This window comes from Candidatus Albibeggiatoa sp. nov. BB20 (assembly GCA_016744725.1).
Lineage (GTDB): Bacteria > Pseudomonadota > Gammaproteobacteria > Beggiatoales > Beggiatoaceae > Albibeggiatoa.
On record JADGDW010000013.1, the window covers coordinates 24130 to 40362 of the forward strand.

Annotated in this window: 14 protein-coding genes; 9 read left to right on the plus strand and 5 right to left on the minus strand. The window is 38.4% G+C overall.

Annotated features, from left to right (window positions below):
- The first annotated feature begins 6 nt into the window (after positions 1 to 6).
- Positions 7 to 753 carry a type II secretion system minor pseudopilin GspJ gene (gene gspJ, locus ABXH34_RS02750; protein WP_353570330.1) on the plus strand — a complete coding sequence of 249 codons (747 nt, stop codon included), beginning with the start codon at positions 7 to 9 and terminating at the stop codon, positions 751 to 753.
- Between the two features lie 200 nt (positions 754 to 953).
- Positions 954 to 2159 carry an OmpA family protein gene (locus tag ABXH34_RS02755; RefSeq protein ID WP_353570331.1) on the plus strand — a complete coding sequence of 402 codons (1206 nt, stop codon included), beginning with the start codon at positions 954 to 956 and terminating at the stop codon, positions 2157 to 2159.
- A gap of 291 nt (positions 2160 to 2450) precedes the next feature.
- On the opposite strand, the gene glgP is transcribed toward ABXH34_RS02755, so the two are convergent.
- Positions 2451 to 5057, minus strand: coding sequence for an alpha-glucan family phosphorylase (gene glgP, locus ABXH34_RS02760; RefSeq protein ID WP_353570332.1), 2607 nt, complete (start codon positions 5055 to 5057; stop codon positions 2451 to 2453).
- A gap of 478 nt (positions 5058 to 5535) precedes the next feature.
- Between glgP and ABXH34_RS02765 the strand changes: the two genes are divergently transcribed.
- The 3 genes from ABXH34_RS02765 to ABXH34_RS02775 all read left to right on the plus strand — a co-directional run bounded on the left by ABXH34_RS02765 (position 5536) and on the right by ABXH34_RS02775 (position 9534).
- Positions 5536 to 6081: a hypothetical protein gene (locus tag ABXH34_RS02765; protein WP_353570333.1), complete on the plus strand. Its 546-nt coding sequence runs from the start codon at positions 5536 to 5538 to the stop codon at positions 6079 to 6081.
- A gap of 275 nt (positions 6082 to 6356) precedes the next feature.
- Positions 6357 to 8555, plus strand: a complete 2199-nt coding sequence (locus tag ABXH34_RS02770; RefSeq protein ID WP_353570334.1) for a sensor histidine kinase — start codon at positions 6357 to 6359, stop codon at positions 8553 to 8555.
- Positions 8556 to 8625: 70 nt separating this feature from the next.
- Entirely contained in the window at positions 8626 to 9534 is a 909-nt protein-coding gene (locus ABXH34_RS02775; RefSeq protein ID WP_353570335.1) for a response regulator, read from the plus strand.
- 128 nt (positions 9535 to 9662) lie between these two features.
- Here the strand turns inward: ABXH34_RS02775 and ABXH34_RS02780 are convergent, their stop codons facing one another.
- Positions 9663 to 10193, minus strand: a complete 531-nt coding sequence (locus tag ABXH34_RS02780; protein WP_353570336.1) for an OmpA family protein — start codon at positions 10191 to 10193, stop codon at positions 9663 to 9665.
- Positions 10194 to 10342: 149 nt separating this feature from the next.
- Between ABXH34_RS02780 and ABXH34_RS02785 the strand changes: the two genes are divergently transcribed.
- The 3 genes from ABXH34_RS02785 to ABXH34_RS02795 all read left to right on the plus strand — a co-directional run bounded on the left by ABXH34_RS02785 (position 10343) and on the right by ABXH34_RS02795 (position 12061).
- The gene (locus ABXH34_RS02785) at positions 10343 to 10687 is read left to right on the plus strand and encodes a hypothetical protein (protein ID WP_353570337.1); all 345 of its coding nucleotides are present in this window, start codon (positions 10343 to 10345) and stop codon (positions 10685 to 10687) included.
- Between the two features lie 54 nt (positions 10688 to 10741).
- A complete protein-coding gene (locus tag ABXH34_RS02790; RefSeq protein WP_353570338.1) occupies positions 10742 to 11239 on the plus strand; it encodes a DUF4384 domain-containing protein in 498 nt (165 codons plus the stop codon).
- A 108-nt stretch (positions 11240 to 11347) separates the two neighbouring features.
- Positions 11348 to 12061, plus strand: a complete 714-nt coding sequence (locus ABXH34_RS02795) for a caspase family protein (protein ID WP_353570339.1) — start codon at positions 11348 to 11350, stop codon at positions 12059 to 12061.
- Between the two features lie 453 nt (positions 12062 to 12514).
- Here ABXH34_RS02795 and ABXH34_RS02800 read toward each other — a convergent pair whose 3' ends face one another.
- Genes ABXH34_RS02800 through ABXH34_RS02810 form a run of 3 tightly spaced genes read right to left on the minus strand, consistent with a single transcriptional unit; the run spans position 12515 to position 14057 of the window.
- A complete protein-coding gene (locus ABXH34_RS02800; RefSeq protein WP_353570340.1) occupies positions 12515 to 13057 on the minus strand; it encodes a hypothetical protein in 543 nt (180 codons plus the stop codon).
- A gap of 28 nt (positions 13058 to 13085) precedes the next feature.
- On the minus strand, positions 13086 to 13388 hold the full coding sequence (locus ABXH34_RS02805) for a hypothetical protein (RefSeq protein ID WP_353570341.1): 303 nt from the start codon (positions 13386 to 13388) through the stop codon (positions 13086 to 13088).
- Positions 13389 to 13409: 21 nt separating this feature from the next.
- The gene (locus ABXH34_RS02810) at positions 13410 to 14057 is read right to left on the minus strand and encodes a prepilin-type N-terminal cleavage/methylation domain-containing protein (RefSeq protein WP_353570342.1); all 648 of its coding nucleotides are present in this window, start codon (positions 14055 to 14057) and stop codon (positions 13410 to 13412) included.
- A 464-nt stretch (positions 14058 to 14521) separates the two neighbouring features.
- On the opposite strand from ABXH34_RS02810, the gene gltX reads away from it, so the two are divergent.
- Complete coding sequence (gene gltX, locus ABXH34_RS02815; RefSeq protein ID WP_353570343.1) at positions 14522 to 15931, plus strand: glutamate--tRNA ligase; 1410 nt, start codon at positions 14522 to 14524, stop codon at positions 15929 to 15931.
- The last annotated feature ends 302 nt before the right edge of the window (positions 15932 to 16233 follow it).

A 16233-nucleotide genomic window follows, 5' to 3' on the forward strand; every position in this document is an offset into this window, starting at 1 on the left:
TCACGAATGAAGAAGACTCATTACTCTGCACTAAAATGGACAAGGTGCAGAGAATTACAACACTCTCAAAATGGCTTCACTTTGTTAGAATTGCTGGTTGCCTTGGCGATTTTTTCTATCATTGCGGTCATGGCTTATAGTGGTTTGAATGCAGTACTCAATGCTCGTGAACAAACGACTCAACAAGCAGATGAGTTAGCTAAGCTACAAATGGCGATTCATTTAATAAGCCGTGATGTACAACAATTTGTTAATCGTCCAATTCGCAACGAGTTTGGTGAATTACAGCCTGCATTACAAGGGCAACTTAACCAACTTGCCTTTACTCATGCGGGTTGGCGTAATCCAACTCAACAAAAACGTAGCCAATTACGCCGTGTTAATTATTTTATTGAAGATAAACAACTTTGGTATCGATATTGGTCAGTATTAGACCGAGCCCAAGATTCACAGCCATATCAAGTGAAATTGCTTGATAATGTCGAACAAATGCAACTACAGTTTTTGGATGAAGATGATAAATGGCTGTCGACTTGGGTTATTTCTCCTCAAAGTGCGACCCAAGATAAACGTTTGAAATTAATACCACCACACGCTGTGGAATTGGTTTTAGTGACACAACGTTGGGGAGCGATTCGTCGCTTATTTGCTTTGATTGAATTGCCTGTTTATTCAACACCTAAACCCGAGGATGGCAAGCAACAAAATGGTGAAATAAGAGAACTAAAGCCTACTCAAGAAAATATTAATTAGATTGTGATATCGTTGTATTAGTAACTCTGTCGAGCTAGATAGTTACTATCTATATATTAAAAGATAGACAAACCCTTGTTATTTAGACATAACTGCAAAACGACTCTTTTGCTCGCAGCCTCGAAACAACAAAAAGCTTACATTACTGAACAATCTAGTTAAAATAGTCTTTTATGCCTTTTGTGTAGGGACTTAACAATATGCGACAGTTTATCATTGGATTCTGCATCAGTTTGCTTGTGGTTAGTATTGTAGCTTGCTCAAGTAAGCAGCAAAATTTTACAACCAAATACCCGATTCCATTTGAAAGTGCTGTGAATGTACTCAGCAATGATTTATTCAAAACCGTTGAAGAGCAACAGTCGACTTTAGATAAATTGATCAAAACGCAAATTGTCATTGATCCTTTTATCGATGAGGCCAGCGGTAATATTGTGCAAGCCAGTAAGGATATTGAACAGGCTTTAGTTGATAAATCTTTAGGTCGAGAACATAGCTATAAAATTACCTCAATGACTTCACAAAATATTCGTGAGGCTGATTATGTGATGAATGGGGTGATTTATTCTGAACCTTACAAAGTACCAGGTTTAGAGGATGCGGTGATTTACTACCGTTTAGCTTCTTCTGTGGTGGATTTGGCTAGCGGAAAAATTGTGGCAAATACCCATGCTTGGATTTCAGATTTAAATTTAGAATATCAACCCACGCCATTATATAAAGACAGCCCTCTATTTATTAAAGACAAACGAGTTGAAAGTTTAATTGTAACCGCGCGTAGCCCTGTGGGTTCTGATGCCAGTAGCGAATATTTGAGCACGATTGAAACCAGCGCATTACTAGCTGAAGCACAACTGGCTTACGATAAAGAAGATTATGCAAAAGCATTAAGCTTATTTACTCAAGCTTCAGAAAAAGCCGACGCACAGATTTTAAAAACTTATGTTGGCTTATATGAGACCAATCGTCAATTAAATCAAATGGAAGCCGCGAAGGAAGCCTTGTACAACTTGCTTGTCGTCAGTATTAATTTAAACCAGAAAATCAATTTAAAACTCTTATTTGATGTAGATTCAACTGATTTTATTGACGATCAAATATTGCGTGATGAATATCATATATGGTTAGAGCAAATTGTGCGTTATTTTCGTAACAATGAGCAATGTATGTACGTGCTTGGCCACAGTAGCAATACGGGTACAGCGGAATATAATGAAAACTTATCCTTAACTCGCGCCAAACAAATTCAAATTGTATTGAGTGGTTACTTTCCAGCGATTATGCAGCGTTCTAAAGCAATGGGGAAAGGTTTTACCGAAAATATTTCAGGCTTAGGTACAGACGATGCACGTGATGCAATTGATCGCCGAGTTGAATTCCGTATTGTTGATTGTGCTGATATTTGATTTTAAGTGTTAGGACGATATAGCCGTTTTACTTTAAAGTGATACAGGACTGGCAGTCCTCGATTTTAAAACTGATTGATATTTAAATTATAAAAGGACTGCCAGTCCTAAAACATAAATCAAAATTGACTATATAAAAAAGCCTATCTTTGATTTCATAATCCGATACTTAGGACTGACAGTAATGTGCAAGCTGACAGTCCCCTCATAATGAAGTCAAGCATAAGATATTAAACAAAAAATCCTAACACCTAAGATCAAAATGACTCATAACACACGGTAATAATTAACCTACGCCCAAACCATTAATCCTATCTCATGTGCATCAGACAATAAATCGGAATAAGGGAAAACCCGTATTTTATAACTTAAATCGCCACACCAATCAGGTTGGAATTGTAAGCTAAACAAGTATTCACCATTATCCATTGCATGTTCAGGTTGAAAACGATACGCAGTGGTGGGAGGAGCAGCATTTTTAGTGCAACAGACCACGGTATTATCAGGCGAAGCCGCATAAATTTCAGGGTGATACAACTTGCGTGATAATAACAATTCCACAGCCACATCGTTTGGGTCTAAACCATTTAAATGTACAGCGACTTGAATCGAGGTACTTTCATCGTAGGTTAAACGGCTGGCAGGCTCAGAAACTTGGCGCACATTAATACCATGCCATTGATTGCGAATCTTGACTTTCCAATCACTCAATTGACGCGCATTGCTACCATCATTTAACAACATCTTTTGGCCATGACGGCTGGCAGGAATATAAAAGCGTTCTACATATTCATTCAATACCCGAACCATATTAAAATGTGGAATCACTGAAGCCATCGAACGTTTAGCACGGTGTACCCATCGTTTTGAATAACCATATTTGCCTAAATCGTAATATTCATCAAGCACTTCATTTTGCAAAATATCATACAAAGTGTTGGCATCTTCATGATCACGGCGATTAGGATCATGCTCATGTGGAGATGGACGAATCCCCCAACCATTATCACCCTCATAACCTTCATCCCACCAGCCATCTAATACACTCAAATTAATCGCAGCATTGACCGCCGCTTTCATACCTGATGTACCACTGGCTTCTAGAGGATATACAGGATTATTCAACCACACATCAACACCCGACACGAGGCGACGTGACAAACCCATATCGTAGCCCTGAACCACAATCAATTTACCAATAAAATCAGGCTCATTACTCAGTTGGTATAATTCACGCAATAAATTTTTTCCCGGATCATCCGCTGGATGAGCTTTACCCGCAAAAATAAATACAATCGGACGGTCTGTATTTAGCATGATTTCACGCAAACGGTGCATATTATTGAGTAACAAAGTGGCGCGTTTATAAGTCGCAAAACGTCTTGCAAAACCGATGGTTAAAATCCCTGGATTATTCGGGTCTAAATTTTTAACAATGCGTTCGATGTGGGTTTCACTGGTTTTATTGGCTTTGTGCTGTGACATTAAAGCATTACGCACCACGACCAACATTCGAGATTTAACCGCTTGATGGGTTTCCCAAAAATCTTTATCTGGGATAGTCATGAGCTGATCCCAATAATCAGTTGTACATAAATGTCTATCCCAATCTGCACCTAAGTGTTTATCAAATAAATCAGTCCATTGGCGAGCAAGAAAGCTAGAAACATGTACCCCATTGGTGACATAACTCATGATGTTTTCAGACGGTTCAAGCTGCGGCCAAAAACGTTGACAAATTTCAGAAGACACACGGCCATGAATTCGGCTTACCCCATTCATGTGACGAGATAAGTTAATCGCCAACGTGGTCATATTGAAGTCGTGATTATCGCCTGCGGGTTCACAGCCTAAACGCAAAAAGTCTTCACGTGATAAACCCAATTCGTGAGAAAATTGCCCTAAGTAGTGCATCACTACATCTTGTGAAAAATGGTCATGACCTGCGGGTACGGGAGTATGAGTTGTAAATACACAGCCACTGGCTACAGCTTCCATCGCTTGATGCAATTCATAGCCTGAATGTATTTTTTCACGTAATAATTCTAAAACTAAAAAGGCGGCATGGCCTTCATTCATGTGCCAAACTGTAGGTGCAATACCCAAGCGGCGTAACATCCGAACACCACCAATACCTAATACGATTTCTTGCTGAATCCGTGTATTGCTATCCCCACCATATAATTGATGTGTAATCGCGGCATCTTCAGGGGCATTTTGAGGAATTTCGGTATCTAAAAGATAAAGCTGGATATGGCCGACTTGTACCAACCATACTTTAACCCACACCGTGCGACCTGCGATATTAACCGTGACGCGAACTTCTTCACCATTTTCATCTGTCACCGTTTTAATCGGCAAATGTTCGGTACTCAGTGTTGAGCTTGTGACCTGTTGATTGCCTTCTGTATCAATATGTTGTGAGAAATAGCCTAAGTGATAAAATAGACCAATCCCGACAAAAGGTAAACGCAAATCACTGGCGGTTTTACAATGGTCGCCAGCTAAAATACCTAAACCACCAGAGTAGACAGGTAGGCTTTCATGAAAACCATATTCTGCACAAAAATAAGCAATTTGTTCGTTTTTCTCTAATTTACGCCCTGATTCACGCGGTTCTTTATCGGCCAAATAATCATCAAATGCAATGGTAACTTGACGGTAAGCATTTAAAAATAAAGGGTCTTTTGAGGCTTTTTCTAAACGAGCTTGATCGACATTGCGCAAAAACAGCTTAGGGTTGTGTGAAACACGAATCCATAGTTCATAATCAAGTTGCTCAAATAATGCTCTTGCGGGGACGTACCAGCCATACCAGAGATTATTGGCAATTTCCTCCAAGCGTTCCAATGCCTTTGGTATTACAGGAATGACTTCTAAATTAAATTCTTGTGCCATTATATGATTTCCTGTTTTAAAGTGAGATTTCAATTGTTATCGTTATATTTTGGTGCTATAGAATAACCAAACCTGTAAAACTTAACCATTCATTTTTACTAATTGATGAAATAAGTAATTTTTTATATTAAACGAGAATAAGTTTGTTATGAGTGGAGTATCACAGATGATCTTTAGCGCAAGATGGGGCGGATTTTATAGCTGATTAAGATAAGCGAGAAAGCTCAAAGCATCAGCATAATAGTGTTGCCAAGGCTTTGGATTTTGCCATTTAAATGCTTCACTCTCTTCATTATTTAATTTTGTTACAGCATATTTTTAACACACCAAGCTTATCTATATTTTAATTTACAGGTAAACTATGCAAATAACTCAACGTATCATTGGTTGTATTTTATTTCCTAGCCATAATGACTAGGTTAATATATGCAAAACTCTACACAATGAACAATTATTTGAAAATCAAGCGAGCAATAGCATGATTAATAATTTCAAAATTCCTATTATTCGTCTATTTGTATTCGGTACTCTGCGTGTCGGTGGTAGGCTAGATTATTACATGGAAGGTAGTAGCCCTCTTGGTTTGTATTACACCCGTGGGCAACTGATGGAATCAGAAATAGGCAGTGCTTACATTGATTTCAACGATAAAGATGCGGCCACTATTGGTGAACTACATCAAGTTAATTACTATTGTTTACAACGTATCCATCATTTAGAAAATGCTTCAGGCGAGTTTCCACGGCGTTATGAATTAGATTTAGTTCCAATTTGGCCTTATCAACCTTATCTTGATAAAGAGCAATCTAATCAATCTAATAGTAATGAGATTTCGTTTAATGAAGATCAACAAATGATGGCATTGAGCTATCGTCGTCGGGAAGATTCTAAAGTTCCTAGCGGAAACTGGACAAAAGTGAAGCGGGTGATGAACGAATTAGGGGATTTTCTACGTACAGAAACTGATACTACACTTTATCATCATGATGTGGTCAAACATATCAGTGAATATTTGAAAAGCTAGTATTAAAGCTTAATGTTATAACGCTTTGCACTATATAAAGCTGTAGAGCGTTAATTTTTGCAGATACACTATTCAAAAGCTGAGTAAAATCACTTTTAACATCAAATAATTGAATTAGATTATACAATTAAATACTTATGCAGTAGAAATAACTGTGTATAATAATACACTTAAGTTTCTTGTTCATAAAACTTGCATATATTCACACACAAACGTATCAAAATAACATATAGGTAGCACTCTCTAAGACATCAGGACGAGGAGCCATTATATTCATGTCAGCGACGAACATTTTTAATAACATTATTTCCCAAGTATCAGGCAAATTACCCCTGAGAACCATGATTGTCATCCCCTTTGTTGTTTTAGTAGCATTGGCTGGTGGTACAACAGGTTATCTTTCTTTACGCAATGGACAAGAAGCAGTGAACGATGTTGCTTCACAATTGCGTACTGAAGTCGCTGCCCGCATTGAAGAACGCGTGAAGTCCTATTTGGATAAAGCCCACTTAGTGAATGAACTACACGCCAATACGATTACCTTAGAACAGCTAAATTTACAAGACAACAAAGACTTACAACAGTATTTCTGGAAGCAAGTCCAACCTTTTACCCAAGTCACTAACACCTTTATTGGTTTACCTACAGGCGATTTTGTTGGAGCAAGCCGCAGAGCTGAAGGCACACCGCAAATTATTTTAGCGGATGAAACCACAGAAGGCAGTCTGACTTATTACAACACTAATACTCGAGGTTTACCTACTCGTGTTGATGTCAGCGCATCGAATTATGACCCACGCGGACGAGCTTGGTATATCGACGCTGTAAAACGTGGCAAACCGATTTGGAGTGATATTTATCAAGAATTTACCACGGATGCATTGGCGATTACAGCTGCACAACCTGTTTATGACAATGGTAATTCTGAAAAATTATTAGGTGTTTTAGGCACAACCGCTATTTTCACTCAAGTAGATGAATTCTTAGCCAGCCTTGAAATTGGTGAAACAGGTCAGACATTCATTATGGAACGTTCTACAGGCAAGTTAGTGACGACTTCCACCAATTCCCCAGTTATGGATAAAGACGTTAATGGCAATATGCTACGCTTAGAGGCAACAAGTAGTAAAGACCAACGTATCCAAGCGACAGCCACTTATTTAGAACACACTTTTGGTAATTTAAGTCGCATTAATGGCAGTCAACAACTTGAGTTCCAAATAAATGGGGAGAGTCAATTTGTACAAGTATCTCCGTTACAAGATGGGCGTGGTTTAGATTGGTTAATTGTGATTGTTGTACCTGAATCAGATTTTATGGGGCAAATCAATGCCAACACTCGCATGACGGTATACATGTCAATTATTGCTTTGATGTTAACAACTTTAATTGGCTTAGCCACAGCACGCGGCATCATTCAACCGATTTTAACATTAAACTATGCGGCTAAAAAATTCGCAGATGGCGATTGGGATCAAAAACTACCGATTGAACGTACTGATGAATTAGGTGATTTAGCCAAATCGTTTAACAGTATGGGTGGGCAAGTGAAAAAAGCCTTCCATGAACTCGAAGATGTTAATGAAAACTTAGAACACCGTGTTGCAGAACGAACAGAAGAATTATCAGCGGCTTACGAAGAATTGAAAGCCTCACAAGCACAATTAGTTCAATCAGAGAAAATGGCCTCATTAGGTCAGATGGTGGCAGGTGTTGCACATGAAATTAATACGCCACTTGGCTATGTGCGTTCTAATGTAGAAATGACCCAAGGTGTATTCCAAGAAACACAACAATTTGTCTCTGAATACGATAGCTTAGTTGGCATGTTGATGAGTGAAAATGTCAGCGAAGATGAACTTAATGAACAATTACAAACGGTCACTGAGTTAAGCGAAGAATTCCGCGATAATGATACATTCAACGATGCGTATGCTTTATTTAGCGATGTGTTAAAAGGTTTGGATCGAATTGCAGACTTGGTATTAAATTTGAAGGACTTTAGCCGAGTAGATAGCGTCAAAGTACGCGATGTAAGCCTGAATGAATGTTTAGACAGTGCATTGGTGATTGGTAATCATATATTGAAAGAAGTGGCTACGATTGATAAAAAATACGCAGAAGGTATACCTGCCATTCAATGTTCGCCATCTCATCTTAACCAAGTATTTTTGAATATCGTCACAAATGCTGCACAAGCGATGGAGAGAGGTGGTAAAATCACGCTCAAAACCTACGCTGATGACGACTGGGTTAATGTTGAAATTACAGATAATGGTAAAGGTATTCCTGAGGATGTAAAAGCGAAAATCTTTGATCCATTCTTCACTACCAAACCTGTGGGTGAAGGAACGGGATTAGGACTTTCTATCAGTTACCAAATTATTGAACAGCATGAAGGTAAAATTGAAGTGGACTCTGAAGAAGGCAAAGGCACGACATTCAAGATTAGTTTACCGAGACAAACATCGTAAGTGAGAGGGATGCGTCAGAACCGACACTGAGTTTATAACACTGCATATATGATTGGGAGCTTGAGCTTGTATGACCGATAAAGCCACTATATTGTTCGTTGACGATGAAGAGGCGATTCTTCGTTCTCTAAAAATGCTGTTTAAGTCGCAATACAAAGTAAAAACGACCACAGACGGCAATGAGGCGATTCAGATCGTTCAAAAAGAGAAAGTGCACGTTGTTGTCAGTGACCAAAGAATGCCTATCATGCCCGGCGTAGAAGTTTTGCGCTCGGTCAAAGAAGCTTCACCTAATACCATGCGCTTGTTATTAACAGGTTATTCAGACTGGAGTGCGATGGTTGGCTCTGTGAATGAAGGTGAAGTATTCCGCTTTATTAACAAACCTTGGCTTAATGAGGAAATTAAAACCACCATTGAGCAAGCGGTTGAAATTGCCCGAAACCTTGAAGGCATTCAACAAAAAGATGAAGTTAAAGAATCTGATGATCGTTTAGGTATTTTGGTTATTGATGAAGATCAAGGCACATTTGACTCGGTGACTGAAATTGTCGGCGAGAAATTTGCGATTAAATGGGGTAAGGATATTGACGAAGCGTTTGCTATCTTAAGTGAAGATGACAAGATTGCGGTCGTCATTTCAGAAGTCAAAATTGCGGGTGATGATATTACTGCACCGTTGAAAACCTTAAAAGAAATTTATCCTAATATTTTAACTTTGGTACTGACTTCGTTCCAAGATACACAATTATTGATAGAATTGATTAACCAAGGTCAAATTTATCGCTTTATGCCGAAACCAATTTTGCCTAAGTTGGTTGAAATGAGTGTCACAGCAGCGGTTCGACATTATCGAGCAATGCAAAAAACACCTCAATTAACCAAACGTTACGCTGTAGAAAAACCACAAGATGGTGAAGCAAAAGTCTCTAATAAAATCTTGGGCTATTTACAAAAAATCCGTCAACGTATCAAATAACAATGAAGGTGTGTTACAGCAGTTGCCACAACGCACCTTTTTTATTCAGTATTTAGTTGAGCTAACAGTAGATTAAGTTGCAGATGTCATGGTTCACAATCTGTTATTTTTTTACTGTTTACCATCATCTAATTCAATCGCATAAATTCCACTCGACGATTTTGTGCTCGTCCCGTTTCTGTTGTATTGGAGTCAATGGGTTTGGTTTCGCCATAGCCTGTGATTTCCAGTTTATCTGCCTCAATATCTAATCCGCTGACTAAAAATGCTTTTACTGCTTGTGCTCGTTGAATCGATAAGCCTAAATTATATGGTTCATTGCCCACGCTGTCCGTATGTCCAATAATTTCAAACTTCGCTTGTTTCAATCCTGTTTTTAATGCTTTAGCAAATTTGCTGAGCAATGAATAGGATTCGGTTTTAATGTTGGCTGAATCAAAGTCAAATAAAATCAATGCACCCACTTTTGGTGGGTCTGTTTCTACAGATTCAATGCCTTTGGAATTGTCTAAGCCTTTAGCTTCACGGGAGTTTGGTGTGAGGTGGGTAATAAATCCATCTGCTGTGGTTGGAAAACTCAAGCCTGTTTCTGCATACGCATTGATATTTAGAGCTAAAAACAGGAATATACATTTACAAATGACTGTAATAATTTGCATGATTTATTTCTTGTGGTTAAGTTAACAATGTTTATTTTACGAATCATAATGGAGTTTGTCATGTCAAGATTGATATTCATGCTGAGTTTGGTTATTTCACTCAATTTAGCAATGCTGCCTATAGCTCAAGCCGTTTTTCCTACATTGGTGTGGACTGCGGGGTCAAAGAGTTAGCCATAGATACGGCAATTGATACTGTTCAGGGTTTTTTCAAAGAATCAGTTTCACCAGAAGAAATTAAGGTATTGCAGAAACGGATTGCTAATTTAGAACAACAGCTTAAGCAAAAACAGCAGTCTGGTGATTATCCTTCGCAGCAGGAGTTTAATTCTGTTAACAATTTGGTGAACAGTTTAAAAACCATGTTGAGTCAATTTGATAAGCGATTGGGTAAAGTGGAGCAACGTGTGTCACGGGTTGAATCAGAGTTAGCACAGATTCGCCAGTCTTTACAGGTATTGCAGACAGTTTCAAATAAGCCTAAAACAGGGTAGGATTTTTCAATTCGTTACGTTTATCGACATGGGCAACAAGGTGAATTTAAGCCGTTGAATGAAGGGAGTGTGTTGCAGTCTGGGGATTTTTATAAAATTATTGTGAAGCCTAAGCAGGATAGTTATTTGTATATTTTTCAATTGGATGGTGCAAATAAATTGTATCGTTTGTTTCCAATGAAGCATTTTAAAACTGTGCAGTTGGGTAATGTGAATCCCGTAAAAGCAAATCAGACTTATTATTTACCCGCAAAAAATAAATCGTTTAAGTTGGATAAACAAACGGGTACGGAAAAATTATATTTGTTGGCGAGTGAAAATGCGGATGTGGTGTTGGAAAATCAGGCGCAAATTTTACAGTTGGATAAGCCTGCAACGCAAAATCAGCTTTTGACGATGATTAAGCAAAAAAAAGGCTTTGATGCGGTTGTGGATGATGTAAATGTGGTGGAGACATGGACGGAAGATAGTCAAGATTTTTCGGTTTCGATGCGGCGATTGCAGGATTTGTGTAATGGGTGTGTGCATGTTTTGAGTTTTGAGCATCGTTAGACGCGGGTGCGTCTATTTGGGTGACGATGCGGTGCGTTGTCACTAGATTCTCGTTCTACGCATTGCGTAGAATGAGCCACTGACGCACCCGCGTCAAGGAGCAAAAACATGTTATTACGTTATTTGATTTTACTACTGACCTTTTGTATTAGTTTCCCAACTCAAGCCGCCCGTCATGCGCTGGTGATTGGCAATCAAGATTATGAGGTCAAGCCATTATACAATCCCAAGAATGATGCACAGGATACATCCAAAGCATTGAAAAAGTTAGATTTCAAGGTCAATTTATTACTCAATGCCAATAAACGCGAAATCATTAAGCAAGTACGGCGTTTTGCCAAAAATCTCAGCAATGGCGATGTCGCATTATTTTATTTTTCTGGGCATGGGGTGCAGATTCGGCGCAGCAATTATTTAGTCCCATTGGGCAGTAAAATTTACAGCGATGTGGATGCGGAATATGAGTTTTATGATGCACAGCGCGTGCTTGCTGAAATGAAACGCACCAATAGCAGAGGTGTGAATATGATGATTTTGGATGCGTGTAGGGATAATCCATTTAAGAGCTTGGGTAAAAGTTTTGGTAGTGGTTTAGCAAAAATGGATGCACCGACAGGTTCGTTAATTGCTTATGCGACTGCGCCGAATACGGTGGCTTGGGGAGATGATAAAGAGCGCAACAGTATTTATACCAAACATTTATTAACCGCCTTACAAACGAAAGCGCATTTGAGTATTTTGGATTTATTGACTGAGGTTGCAGGTGGGGTTTATCGAGAAAAATTAATATCAATACTTTTCCTAATGTTATTATTTCGCTAAATAAATTACAAAAACTTGGTGTTGTTGGCACTAAAATTGAGCAACTCCCAGACTCCTTTGCGCAACTGCAAAACTTGAATTCTTTAGATTTAACAGGAAATCCCTTAGAAACCCCGCCGTTAGAAATAGCCAAAAAAGGTATCCCTGCCATCCGCAACTACTTTAGAAATAGATAATTAACTTTCCTCGTGACGACGCACCGCGTCGTCACCCAGCAGCAGGACGCACCAGCGTCCACCACATTTGACACAGTGCGTCAGTAGCTCATTCTACGCACTGCGTAGAACGAGAACACATTATCTGATATTTTTTAAACAGAAACAAAACAATGTACGCAGAATTATTCAAACACTTTTCCTCGTGACGATGCACCGCGTCGTCACCCAACAGGGCAACACCCACTTCCACCATATTTGATGCAGACGCAGTGCGTAGAACAAGGATAATCACTCACTATAATCCCGGAGGATAATAAAAACTACGCAGAATAAAAACCAAATTAAGTACCAATATCACAGAGACAAACAACAAGATCAAATTGATAATAGCTAAACCCCATAAATCATGCTCAATAACTCTAAAATACTTTTTCACAGCCTTAGTATCACCCTTAGCCAATTGCTTTAAACGCGCTAATATTTCAAAAGCTAAAGTGTCTTTAAATAATTCTTCAACTGCTTCTAATTCAGCTTCACTTAAACGATTTCTATCCAAACTTTCTCTATCAATAACGGTTAATTGAGATGCTTTTTTTTTCAAGAATTGTTTTTTTTCAATCGGCAGATAAATGTAATTACGATGTGCATGATATTTCTTTAAATCCATGATAATCTTTTTATTTAGCCACATTGATAAAATTGGAATAGCAAATTTATTCGTAAATGCAATAATAACAAGCAGCATCACCACTAAAAATACAAAAATGCGCACAGCCAACAAATAAAACAAATCAATAAATAGAGCAAGAACAATCGCCAAACCTATAAAATAAATCACAATATTCTTTAAAGTCGACTTTTTCATTTTAAAATAACAGTCCTGTTAATAATTGCCATATCATATAGCCAAAAATCGCAACAATTAAAAATAATCCAACAACATGAATAATATCAGCCAATGAGATGATTCGATAATTCACCAACGATCTCCAATGCTCATCACACCAAGCACCCGTTACAGGTAATCGGGGATGTGCTCGAGTATGCCCCCATCCACCACAAATATCACACACACCACAATAACCCTCAGGAATCTCTTTTAATACCTCGGCAAGCTCTGAATTATACTCACGCTCGTAGCAATAACAATCCTCATGATCCGTATCCATTCTGATTAAACTCCCAATCATTTACGGCTTTATTCGGGGCAAGCTGGCATGTTCAAACGCTTTGATATGCGCAATAATTTCTAGTGATCGTTCTCTGTCTTCTTTATTTTCTAATACAATTCGCACCGCATTAGGCAATGAACGCCGCTTTTCGCCATCCCATTCTTCTAGCCATTCCGTATCTTTATCATCAAATTGATCGTCATAATACAAATATTCAAAACTTATCTCATAGCCTTCAAATACCACAATAGGCTCTTCAATCTCTTCTAATGGTTCAGTGGGATCATTCGCAAATGCAGAAATTGTACGAATTTCCACTCCATCCTCACCTTCTTCATTAGGGGTTAATTGCCATGCGGTCAAACCTGGTTTTCTACCTGGAGATAAAGTTGACACCCATGCTAACTTATCTTGTTCACCAATAAAAAATACAATGGATTGTTTCTTTACATCATCAAAATAAGTATGTGGATAAGCTGCATCTAAAGCCCGCTCTAATTGCAGTAAAACTAAAACTTGGTCAAGACTTTGGTCTAAACGTGAGCTGCTCCGCTCCCAATCTTTTAATACGACCTGCATTCCAGCCGATAACAACAACATAACTGTGGCAGACAAAGCCAATGCAATTAATAATTCAATTAATGTAAAACCTTTGCTGTAACGCATGTAAAATTCCTGTATTCAAAGACTTGAAACTAAAAAGGCTCTAAAAGAATAAAAATGAAATAATATGAGCAATGACCTAAACATCCGTGTTGCTATAGTCGTTTTATTTTAAAGTGATACAGGACTGGCAGTCCTTAATTTTAAAAGTAATTGATATTTAAAGTATAAAAGGACTACCAGTCCTAACATACAAACCAAAATTGACTATAGCATTTAGAATTCGGCAACACCGCAGCATGTAGTGATTGTTGATTTTTATCTTTCAGAACTGCAGATTTTTCTAACGACTCTCAATTTTCAACAATGCACTTATATTTATTAAATTTAGATTCCTAAGCCATTGACATTTGATTGAGCCAATTATAATTTAATCCTAATATCGTCTCCATCTCGCAAAACAAAGCTTTGTATGTTCGCTATGAGTATAATACTGTTTTGCCCTATTTATTTAATACAAATCCAACATGACAATGATAAAAACCCGTTTCGCCCCGAGTCCAACAGGATACATGCACCTAGGCAATGCCAGAACTGCTTTATTTAACGCATTATTTGCCTTCCACCATCAAGGCATATTTTTACTGCGTATTGAAGATACTGACCAAGAACGCAGTGAGGATCAATATGTCGAACAGCTTAAAAATGATTTACGCTGGTTGGGCATGGATTGGCAGGAAGGGCCTGATATTGATGGAGAGCACGCGCCTTATTTTCAATCCCAACGCTCTGAAATATATGCAAAATATTATCATAAATTGATTGATAGCGGGAAAGCCTACCCTTGTTTTTGTTCGCCACGTGAACTGGAATTATCCCGTAAATTACAACGTTCTTCAGGTCAAGCTCCACGTTATGCTGGGACGTGTGCTCATTTAAATCAGGAAGAAATTGAACGCAAATTAGCTGAAGGTTTAAAACCGACTTTACGGTTTAGAATGCCGCGTGATGAAATGATTGAGTTTGATGATGTGGTCAAAGGTCAGCAACGTTTTGCCAGTAATGATATTGGTGATTTTATTATTCGTCGTGCTGATGGTACACCCGCCTTCTTTTTCTGTAACGCGGTGGATGATGCTTTGATGGGCGTGACTCATGTATTTCGCGGTGATGACCATTTGACTAATACGCCGCGTCAGCAAATGATTTTAGAAAGCCTTGGTTTGCCTGTTCCACAGTATGGACATATTTCATTGATTTTAGGCGATGATGGTACGCCATTGTCAAAACGTAATGGTAGTTTGAGCATTCAAGAGCTACAACAAACAGGTTGGCAGCCTAATGCAGTGGTGAATTATTTATCACGTTTAGGTCATGCGTATGAAGAGGAAAAAGGTTATTTACCGATGGCTGAATTGGCGGCGGGCTTTAAGTTAAACCGTTTGGGTAAAGCAGCTTCTCGATTTGATAAACAACAATTATTACATTGGCAGCAAGCGGCGATTGCAGATACTGATATTAGTATTTTATGGGAACAAATGCATGACTCAGTGAAAGCATTAGTACCTGAAGCAGCACAGCATGATTTTATCAATACGGTACGTCCCAATATTCAGTTTCCACACGAGGCGGCACAATGGGCTGAAATATTGTTTAACGATGATTTGGATTATCAAGCAGATACGATTAATGTAATAACAGAGGCAGGGGCTGAATTTTTCCAACATGCGATTCAAGCCTTAGACGAGACACAAGCAGATTACAAACCCTTAATTAATCAGTTAAAACAAGCGGCGGGCGTGAAAGGTAAAAAATTATTTATGCCATTGCGTGCGGCGTTAACGGGTGAAACTCATGGGCCTGAAATGGCGAATTTATTGGGTTTGATGGGTGTCGAGCGAGCAAAAATACGTTTGCAAAAAGCGGCCAGTTTTTAGTCTCTTAAGCCAAACAATCTGTAGCTGTTTTGTTATGGATTGTTTGAGGGCTTGCAAATTCTAAGGACTGCTAGTCCTTATATATCAAATATGATAGAGCAACTTATCAATCCTCAAACTGAAACATCAATATGCCACCAAGCCAATTTTTTTACCGTTTCAGCAAACCCACTGACATTTTTTCTAATATTTCGTTTATCATACAGTTCTATATATCGTTATTTTCTCTTTATTCCTTAAAAACCATTTAAAAATATAATAAAATTAAAATATGAAATTAGTCATTTTAGATCGCGATGGTG